The organism is Macrococcus brunensis (genome assembly GCF_004359615.1).
Classification (GTDB): Bacteria; Bacillota; Bacilli; order Staphylococcales; family Staphylococcaceae; genus Macrococcus; species Macrococcus brunensis.
In genome coordinates, this window is record NZ_SCWA01000013.1 from 56,563 (window position 1) to 66,048 (window position 9,486).

The window sequence follows — 9,486 nt, forward strand, 5'->3', positions numbered from 1 at the left end:
CCATAACCCTTTCCAGATAGACAATATAAGAGACAGAAAAAAACTGCGGTTAGACCGCAGTGTTAAATAAGTGGACTTTGTACATAAGCATAAAGAAGAGATTCAGTCGCCTGTATAGAACGTTCATGAGTTCTTTCCATCGCATGAGAGGACTCAATACCTGCCCCGAACAGTGCATGCTTAATGTCATGGCCAGCAGAAATGGCTGCACTGGCGTCAGAGCCATAATACGGATAAATATCTATTTTGTAATCAATACCATTGTCCTTACAGAGCTTGACGAGATGCTGACGAAGATGATAGTGATAGGGACCTGAGCTGTCTTTTGCACAGATAGACACTGTATATTCATCTGACAGCTGTCCGTCACCTAACGCACCCATATCGACTGCGAGGTATTCAACCACTTCTTTTGGAATATTTGAATTTCCGCCGTACCCGATCTCTTCATTATTTGAGAAGAAGAAATGAGTCGTATGAGGTAACTGGATATCATTCTCTTTCAGATGAACAAGTAATTCCAGCATAATCGCTGCACTGACTTTATCATCGAGATGGCGTGATTTAACGAAACCGCTCTCTGTATGCTGGAAGCGGGGTTCAAAGCAGATAAAATCACCGACATTGATGCCAAGTGCCTTTGTTTCTTCTGCAGATGAGGTCACTTCATCTATACGGACCTCCATATGATCATCATCACGTTTAATATCATCATTCCCACGGTAGACATGGACACTTGTTTCATGGAGACAGATAGTCCCTGTGAAGACTCGGTCTGTGCTATGAATCTGACAGTACTCCCCTTCTGTCGCATGCCAGCTAAAGCCGCCGATTTTTGTCATCTTAAGTCGTCCGCTAGGTAGAATATCCTTGACCATCGCTCCTAGTGTATCGACATGTGCTGTGATAAAGCGATGGCGAGTATCATCAGCCCCTTTTACTGTGACACTCAAACCTCCTTTGTTTGTGACAGTACTGTCGATACCATGCGATTGCAAGTAATCCTGACAGTACTGGATTGCAGCGTAAGCATAGCCGGACGGTCCCGGAATATTGACCAGTGTCTCGACTTGCTTGATTGTTTCCTTTACATCTGGATAAGTCATTCTTTCCCCTTCTTTCTTGAATGATAGGTCCATTCCATCTTAAACGATATTTAAAATATTGACAACAACAGGTAATTCTTGTTAAAAAGCTACTGCTGATTGAAGAAAATTTCATCTTCATCATATGCATCGATGGAGTTAGCTATATAAACATGTGTCATGATAAAGAACTGATTTGTAGTAGATTTAATATTGTTTCCTACATCTAATTGAAAGCGGATTGTTTCATCATTCTCAGGCGTCAGATGCACGCGACTGATGATGTCATCGAAACTTTGAATATCACTTGTGTCATCCGTATTCTCCTGCCGTTCTACGAGCTGTATTTCGATATACTCAATATGACCTGTCTGACCACTCAGCTCGACAATTCCTTCAATCGTGTCACCTAAATGATATTCTGTCTGGCCGACACGTGTATCCACTGTTAAGTCTTCAAAGCCGATAGACGATAATAAGTTTTTAAACATATATATGAGGCCTCCTAAGAGTAATTTTGTCTTTTTATTTAGGACTATCATCGCATATAATAGGGAAGAGAACAAATATGTTAAAAAAAGGAGATTATGATATGACAGGTTTGTTTAGTTTACTTAAAAAGGGAAGTAAATCTTCCTTAATGGCAGCCATTGTTAACTTCATTTTAGGTGCGCTGAAGTTTGGTGCATACTTGATTACCGGTAATGTTGCCATGTTCGCCGAAATGATGCATTCGCTTGGTGATGCAGCTAATCAGTTATTCGTATGGATTGGTTCTGCTGTATCAAAGAAAGACCCTAATGAGAAGTTTCCTTTCGGTTACGGACGTCTTGTTAATATAGTCTGCTTATTCGCAGTCATCATCGTAGCGATACTTGCATACGAAACAGTGCTTGAAGGCATCCACCATATTCAGCATCCTTCACATGAAGGACAGCCGTTTAACCATTTTCTGATCAATGCAGGTGTTTTGCTCATTGGTATCGTGCTTGAGGCAGCAGTTTTATATAAAGCTGGAAAAGAAGTACTGGAAGAGGCACATAAACCGATGACTGGCATCCACCCTTTTACAACAAGTTATTTAAGTTTAAATAAAGCTAAGCCTGCTACGAAGCTTGTATTTATGGAAGATACAGTTGCAACTTTAGGTGGCGTATTAGCACTGATTGCCATCGTTATTGCACGCCTGACAGGTTTCGGTCAAATAGAAGGAATTGTATCCGTTATTATCGGTCTTATGATGTTCTTTGTGGTTGCACGTGTTTTCCTGGAAAATGCTGCGGGTGCTATCGGTGTGTCTGATCAGGAGATGGAAGTAAATGCATCACGTATCATCCTGGAAAATGAGCATATTACAGATATTAAACGTCTGACAGTCCTGAAAGAAGGAGAAGATCTTCATTTAGAAGCTGTACTTGAAACACCGTATGCTGATATGAATTTAAGACAGCTCTCTGAAATCAAGAAACAGATTGCACAACGTCTGCTGGAACAGCCCCATGTTGTAGATGTTAACTTAGAGTTTATGGAAGCGGATGATGTACGTGACTGGAAAAATGATCATGGTTCATCAACATACAGAATGTTTACCAAGGAGGATAAATAATGCCTTTCGTTACAATTGAACTTATTGAAGGTCGTACAGAAGAACAGCTTAAAGCGATGGTGACAGAAGTCACTGAAGTCGTGTGTAGAACAACCAATGCACCTAAAGAAAACATCCATGTTTTTGTAGAAGAACTGAAGAAAAATCGTTACGCTGTTAACGGAAAACTTAAATCAGAAGAATAAAAAATAGGTGTACTCATCTCGAGTACACCTATTTTATTTTGCCAAAAATTCTTTGATTGCCTTTTTATTAGATTCCTTATCAATATCGAGTACATTCCCTACTCCGTAAACGTCCTTGAAATTAAACGTCCCTTTAACAGGGATAACGAGCGACTGAATATCTTTATCGCCTCTGATCGCAAACGATGCGCCAGTTCTAAAAATATCACTATTTGTGAGATTAGTATCGACATACCCTCTCGCGATACCTGCAAGTTTAGGTACTTTTGGCAATGTAGAAAGTGAGATGAACTCACTCTGCAGTGCTTTTATAACCTGCTGCTGTCTTCTGACACGGCCGAAATCAGATTCCTCGTCATTTCTGAATCGCGCGTAACCGAGCAGTTCTTTACCATTCAGGTTATGCTGTCCTTTTTGAAGTGATACGCCGATTTTCTCAGACATATCTTTCTCAACATTAATCGGAACCCCTTCTGGTGACAATTCATCAACCATCTGTTCAAAGCCCTTGAAGTCAATAATGGCATAATACTCCAGGTCAATATCCAGATTCTTCTTTAATGTCTGGCGAAGGAGTTCAGGGCCGCCGAGTGTGTACGCTGTATTAATCTTATAGTTCTGATAGCCTGGAATTTCAGCATAAATGTCGCGCATCACAGACATCAGTTTCATTTTTTTGCTTAAATAATCATATTGCGCAATCATAATGGAGTCTGTGCGGGCAGAACCATCTACAACCCGGTCCTGACCTAATATAAGAATATTGACTTTAGCATCCTTATTAATCGGTCCATTAAACTCATATTTTTTTTCCTGCTTGCCATGGTCCCTCGCAAATTGAATGCCGTTATTATAACTTGATTTAATCCAGAACCCGAGTAAAACAAGTATGGCTATAAGCCCCAGAATGATAAACGGCAGTTTGCGCAGTCTGGTTTTTTTCTTACGTTTGTATACTTTTTTCGTGCTCATGACATCCCTCTTCCAATCTTCCGAAACTATAATTAACTTATCCAATAAATATCTAAAAAGCAAGGGAAATCAGTAAAGATACTTCTAACGCCCGATAACTTTATTGATGAACATCATAAGGGCCAGAGTCCTCTGAAAAATAGCGGTTATAACGTTTCTTGAATTTATCAAAAAGATGAGAAATAATCACGCGGATAATGGCATATGCAGGAATAGCTAAAATAACGCCTAATACACCGGCTAGATTACCAGCGCAGAGAAGGACAAAGATAATAGTTAAAGGATGAATCTGCATCGTCTTACCCATAATATTGGGCGAAATAAAGTGCCCTTCAAGGAACTGAACAGCGACCCAGACGATGGCGAGCTTAAGCAATGTAAACGGTGAATCGACAAGTGCAATGACAATGGCAGGGCTGATAGCAATAGTTGGCCCCAGATACGGAACGACACTCGTAACTGCCGCGATAGATGCTAATACTAAAGCATATTCCAGACCGATGATATTGTAGCCAATAAATAATAGAACACCGATACACAGTGATACAATTAACTGTCCCTGGATATATGAACCTACCTGAATATCCATTTTAAGCAGAATATCATGTACATCCTGACGATATTTTGGCGGTGTAAGCTTAAGTACATAGTTAAGGAACTGGTCGCCATCTTTAAGTAAGAAGAACAGAACAAACGGAAAAGTCCCAATAACGATGATCACACTCATTAAAGTATCTATTATAGAGCGAAACTTTGATGGCAGCTTATCCATATAATCATTCGCCTTATCTTGTAACGTGGCAAGATGATTATTAATCCAGCTCTGTACATCAGCCATATAAGGTTCAATAAAGGAATTCTTAGTAAATTGATTAAAGACATCCCCTAAATGATCAACATAGGATGGAAAATGGTTGATGAAACGGATAAGCTGTTCCTGTATTAATGGTACTAGCAAGGTAATAGTGCCGACTAGTACACCAATAATGATCACAATGAGCAGAATAATACCCCATAGTCTTTTAATGCGATATTTTTCCAGAAAGTTTACGACTGGATTAAGCAAATAAAAAAAGATAAAGGCTACAATAATAGGACCAATAATTGTTTTGACAATGGTTACTACCGGATCAAAAATAAAGGACACCTGGTTGGTGATAAAGATAAGAATGCCAATCAAAATAGCAACCAGCAATGTATAAATAATGGTTGCCCCACCTAAAAAGGAAATAAATCGATTGTTTTTGAACATTTTTTTCTCACTCTCCTTATTTTCATGTTTAATTTATATATATAATTATTAGTTTACATAATAAAGTTATTATATTTAAAAATAAAAAAACAAAAGCTCTGGTTTCCCAGAGCCTTCATTTTACTTGATTTCCATTAATTTGTCGCCATGTTTAATGTTACCATATTGAACTTCTATCATTTGTTTGTTGCCAAGATTAGTGAAAACTAACGGTGTGATATCACTCTTCGCATTTTCTCTAATATAATTTAAATCTGCTTTAAGTAAAGGCTGTCCTATTACGATGGCATCTCCTGGTTTTACAAGTACTTCGAATCCCTGACCTTTTAAACCGACAGTCTCCAGACCGAAGTGAATCAGCATCTCAAGGCCCTCTTCTGACTCAAGTCCAAGCGCATGTTTAGTTGGGAAGTCCATTTTCACTACGCCGTCAAACGGTGCATATACTACACCTTCTTCAGGAATGACTGCGACACCCTCACCCATCATTTTACCTGCAAACACTTCATCAGGTACTTTCGTAATATCTACAACTTCACCTGAAATAGGAGCAAATACTTCTGTCAGTCCTTTTTCTTCTGTTGATTCAATCACTACATCATCAGGTGCTTCTGCTGTATGTGTCTGTTCTGGACGAGTAATCTCGCCAGACATAATACGAGCCATATCATGTTTGATCTGATCTGATTTAGGACCAAAGATAGCTTGCATGTTGTTACCTACTTCAAGCACACCAGCGGCTCCTAAAGCTTTTAATTCATTTGTATCTACTTTAGATTTATCTTTAACTTCTACACGTAAACGTGTGATACATGCATCCAGATGTTTGATGTTCTCTCTACCGCCCATCGCATCTAAGACGTGGAATGGTAATTCACCCGCTGTTGAAGCTTTAGAAGTCGTTTCTTCAACTTCACGACCCGGTGTTTTTAAATTGAATTTTTTAATCGCAAATGTAAATAAGAAGTAGTAGATTACTGCATATACAAGACCAACTGGAATAACGAGTAATGCATTTGTACGATCCCAGTTCAATAAGCCGAATAAAGTATAGTCAATAAATCCACCAGAGAATGTCATCCCGATTTTAACGTGCAGCAAATGCATAACAAGGAATGATGTACCTGCAAGCAGTACATGAATCGCGTAAAGAATCGGAGCAACAAATAAGAATGAGAACTCAAGAGGTTCTGTAATACCTGTTAAGAATGATGTTAAAGCAGCTGACAGCATCAGACCGCCTACTACTTTTTTACGTTCAGGACGAGCCTGACGGTAAATAGCGAACGCAGCTGCTGGAAGACCGAACATCATGAAAGGATATTTACCTGTAGTGAACATACCAGCTGTAAAAGGCACACCGTCTTTCATCTGAGCCATCCAGATACTCTGGTCACCACGCACGATGTTCCCTGCTGCATTTGTATACTGACCAAACTCGAACCAGAATGGTGCATAGAAGATATGGTGCAGACCAAATGGAATCAGTGCACGCTCAATAATACCGAAAATAAATGTTGTTAAGACAAGGTTTTTATCTAATAAGAACTGTGATAATTCATTTAAACCTGTCTGTATAGGCGGCCAGATGATTGACAGGATAATCCCTGTCAGAATCGCCATTACAGATGTGATGATTGGAACGAATCGTTTGCCGGCAAAGAATCCGAGGAAGGCCGGTAAAGTGATGTTATAGAATTTGTTGTAACACCATGCTGCAACAGCACCGATGATGATACCGCCGAATACACCAGTCTGAAGTGTCGGAATCCCTAGGATAAGAGCATGAGCAGGTTCTTTTGCAGATTGACCAAGTACTTTAGCTCCTGCTGCATAACTGTAAATATTATCGATGGTAATCCCTTTGATCTTACCCATCGTTGCATTCATAATTAAGTAACCAACAAGTGCAGCAAGTCCTGCTACACCATCACCCGTTGCAAGTCCAAGAGCCGTACCAATCGCAAATAATAAAGGCAGATTGTCAAAGATAACCTGACCGGCAGACTCCATAATACCTGATAACATAACGAAGAAATCAGCTTTCAACCAAGGTGCGAACTGTACAAGCTGGTCATTGTGCATCGCATTACCAAACGCAAGTAGAATACCTGCAGCCGGCAGAATCGCAACAGGCAGCATGAGCGCTTTACCAATACGCTGCAATTGACCGAATAACATTTTGAACATAGAATTACCCTCCTTTTATTGTTAAGACATTTGAATGACACAAAAAGGCATGAGTCTAGACTGGTCCCTTCGTACCAGCCTTAGACTCATGCCTGCATAATCAGTTACACGTCTGTAGCTTCAGTATTAAACTGCTGTATATGCATTGTCAGATAAACCAGCTCTGATTCATATACTGGCTTATTCAGCAATGTCTGCATCATTTTTACTATCTTAATAGCTACATTATAACAAACAGGATACTGTACTTTCAATAAGTTTTCGAGATTTCTTTGTTCCGGGGCTGAATCATTCGCGATGACACGTTGCACAGCAAAGCTGATATGTCTGACAAACCGGGTATAAATGATTGAATTCTTATCGACCTGAATCTTCAGGTCATGCTCAATGATCCTGACTGCACGTGTAATAACTTCAGCCATCAAATTCATATCTCGAATACTTTGACTGCTGATTGACGAATGAATATGAAGCGCAATAAAGCCCACTTCTGACTCCGGCAGCTGCACCTGCAGACGCTCATTCAGCATATTCACTGCAATATAAGCAGCGCTATACTCTCTTGGATATAGTGCTTCTGTTTCATTACTGAATGGATTAGAAATAAAAATCTGGTCTTCTAATCGTTTAATGGCGAAGATAATATGATCTGTCAGTGAGAGAAGCAGATTATCGCTGACATCTTCTTCAATCAGATCTTTAATTTCATCGACAACTTCTATGACGACTTTCATGACATCATCATCGCCAATATCCATTAAAGTACGATACCGCTGCTGGTCTTGAAAGGTTTTCAGTTCATATACTTTTTCAATCTGATCAGTATCAATGACTTCTCCTGACTTTTTTCCAAAGCCGATGCCTTTTCCGATTAAAATCACTTCATCGCCATAGTAAGTTGCCACTAGAACATTATTGTTGAGTGCCTTGTCTATGATATAGTTACCCATCTGTCACCTCGTTCTTTAGTCCCATGGCAGAACTTTTATTGCATGCTATAATATTTGTAAGCTTATACATAGTATAGCGAATATTGATACATTTAAAAAGGAGATGACCCACTTGAAAAACAAAACAAAGTTATTTGCTGGTTTACTGACGTTAATTATGTTACTGACATTTACAAGACCTTCCTATGCCGTGACAGAGGAAGCCTGGCAGGAAGCTGTGACTGTATACGGTGCAGCACTCCAGTCTAATGAGAGTCTGAAAAATACGACACATGACCTGCTAGGTACAAAAGACAATGATAAAGTTGCTTATGTCACAGCAGCTGATCTCGGTAAATATTTAAATTTACAGTCATCTGATAATGTACTTAAATCAAGTATCCGAATTACGAAGCTTGCGAAAGGCGCCGGCCTGACACTGACAATCGACCAGTCCAAAGGCAAGATCACGAAACTCACTGAAGATACTTATAAAAATGCCCTCTTAACGGCAGGTGTGACAGACGCTGACGTGAAAATTGCTGCTGCAGAAGATGTGACAGGCGAAAGTGCATTAGCAGGCGTCTACAAAGCTTTCGAAGCGCAAGGTGAACCGATTGACCAGGCACAGACCAAAGCCGCTCAGGACGAACTCGATTCTATTACTAACATCACAGAAGAGAACCAGAACAAAGATGGTTTCTCACAAGAACAGCTGAACAAAGCGATTGCTGAAGCTAAAGCTGAAATCGCAAAACAAGGCGGTAACTTATCTGTGACTGAAATAAAAAATGTCGTCACTGAAAAAATCAACAATAATGGTCTTAACAACGTTTTAAATGACAACCAGATCAATATCATCGTCAACTTCATCAATAATGCACAGCAGCAAGGTATCTTCACAGGTGAGAATGCCGATAAAATCATCGACAGCGCAACAAACTATGTCAATGACATCAAGAACTCTGACACATTCAAAAACGCCGCTGAAAAAGCGAAGGAAGCTGGCAAAGATTTGAAAGACTCATTAGAAGAACAAGGCGTCTGGGATAAATTCGTTGAAGCTGTTAAATCATTTTTTACAGCAATCGGTAACTTCTTCAAATCATTAATGGGCTAAAAAAAAAGACTATGCACATGGAGGCCACTGAAAATCTCACGATTTTCTATAAGCTCACTAATTCCAACAACTCAATAGTGTAAAAGAACCCGTCAATTTCCTCAACATTAGGAAATGACGGGTTCTTTTATCCTATTTTTCATCCGT

The 9,486-nt window shown here is 39.6% G+C and carries 9 protein-coding genes; 3 read left to right on the top strand and 6 right to left on the bottom strand.

Annotated features, from left to right (window positions below; all coding sequences use genetic code 11):
• Positions 1 to 62: 62 nt before the first annotated feature.
• Positions 63 to 1,106 carry a M42 family metallopeptidase gene (locus tag ERX27_RS08080; RefSeq protein ID WP_133432324.1) on the bottom strand — a complete coding sequence of 348 codons (1,044 nt, stop codon included), beginning with the start codon at positions 1,104 to 1,106 and terminating at the stop codon, positions 63 to 65.
• A gap of 89 nt (positions 1,107 to 1,195) precedes the next feature.
• Positions 1,196 to 1,576 carry a sporulation protein gene (locus ERX27_RS08085; protein WP_165983132.1) on the bottom strand — a complete coding sequence of 127 codons (381 nt, stop codon included), beginning with the start codon at positions 1,574 to 1,576 and terminating at the stop codon, positions 1,196 to 1,198.
• Positions 1,577 to 1,677: 101 nt separating this feature from the next.
• On the opposite strand from ERX27_RS08085, the gene ERX27_RS08090 reads away from it, so the two are divergent.
• Both ERX27_RS08090 and ERX27_RS08095 read left to right on the top strand, forming a co-directional pair.
• On the top strand, positions 1,678 to 2,691 hold the full coding sequence (locus tag ERX27_RS08090; protein WP_133432338.1) for a cation diffusion facilitator family transporter: 1,014 nt from the start codon (positions 1,678 to 1,680) through the stop codon (positions 2,689 to 2,691).
• Complete coding sequence (locus tag ERX27_RS08095) at positions 2,691 to 2,876, top strand: 2-hydroxymuconate tautomerase (protein ID WP_133432326.1); 186 nt, start codon at positions 2,691 to 2,693, stop codon at positions 2,874 to 2,876. Before ERX27_RS08090 ends, ERX27_RS08095 begins: the two co-directional genes overlap by 1 nt.
• 33 nt (positions 2,877 to 2,909) lie before the next feature.
• On the opposite strand, the gene ERX27_RS08100 is transcribed toward ERX27_RS08095, so the two are convergent.
• The 4 genes from ERX27_RS08100 to glcT all read right to left on the bottom strand — a co-directional run bounded on the left by ERX27_RS08100 (position 2,910) and on the right by glcT (position 8,240).
• Positions 2,910 to 3,848 (bottom strand): LCP family protein, encoded by a 939-nt coding sequence (locus ERX27_RS08100; protein WP_133432327.1) that lies wholly within the window; start codon positions 3,846 to 3,848, stop codon positions 2,910 to 2,912.
• Positions 3,849 to 3,948: 100 nt separating this feature from the next.
• The gene (locus tag ERX27_RS08105) at positions 3,949 to 5,100 is read right to left on the bottom strand and encodes an AI-2E family transporter (protein WP_208001774.1); all 1,152 of its coding nucleotides are present in this window, start codon (positions 5,098 to 5,100) and stop codon (positions 3,949 to 3,951) included.
• A gap of 120 nt (positions 5,101 to 5,220) precedes the next feature.
• The gene (ptsG, locus tag ERX27_RS08110) at positions 5,221 to 7,290 is read right to left on the bottom strand and encodes a glucose-specific PTS transporter subunit IIBC (RefSeq protein WP_133432329.1); all 2,070 of its coding nucleotides are present in this window, start codon (positions 7,288 to 7,290) and stop codon (positions 5,221 to 5,223) included.
• Positions 7,291 to 7,394: 104 nt separating this feature from the next.
• A complete protein-coding gene (glcT, locus tag ERX27_RS08115) occupies positions 7,395 to 8,240 on the bottom strand; it encodes a glucose PTS transporter transcription antiterminator GlcT (RefSeq protein ID WP_133432330.1) in 846 nt (281 codons plus the stop codon).
• 112 nt (positions 8,241 to 8,352) lie between these two features.
• Here glcT and ERX27_RS08120 point away from each other — a divergent pair, with 112 nt between their 5' ends.
• Entirely contained in the window at positions 8,353 to 9,339 is a 987-nt protein-coding gene (locus ERX27_RS08120) for a DUF1002 domain-containing protein (protein ID WP_243715879.1), read from the top strand.
• The last annotated feature ends 147 nt before the right edge of the window (positions 9,340 to 9,486 follow it).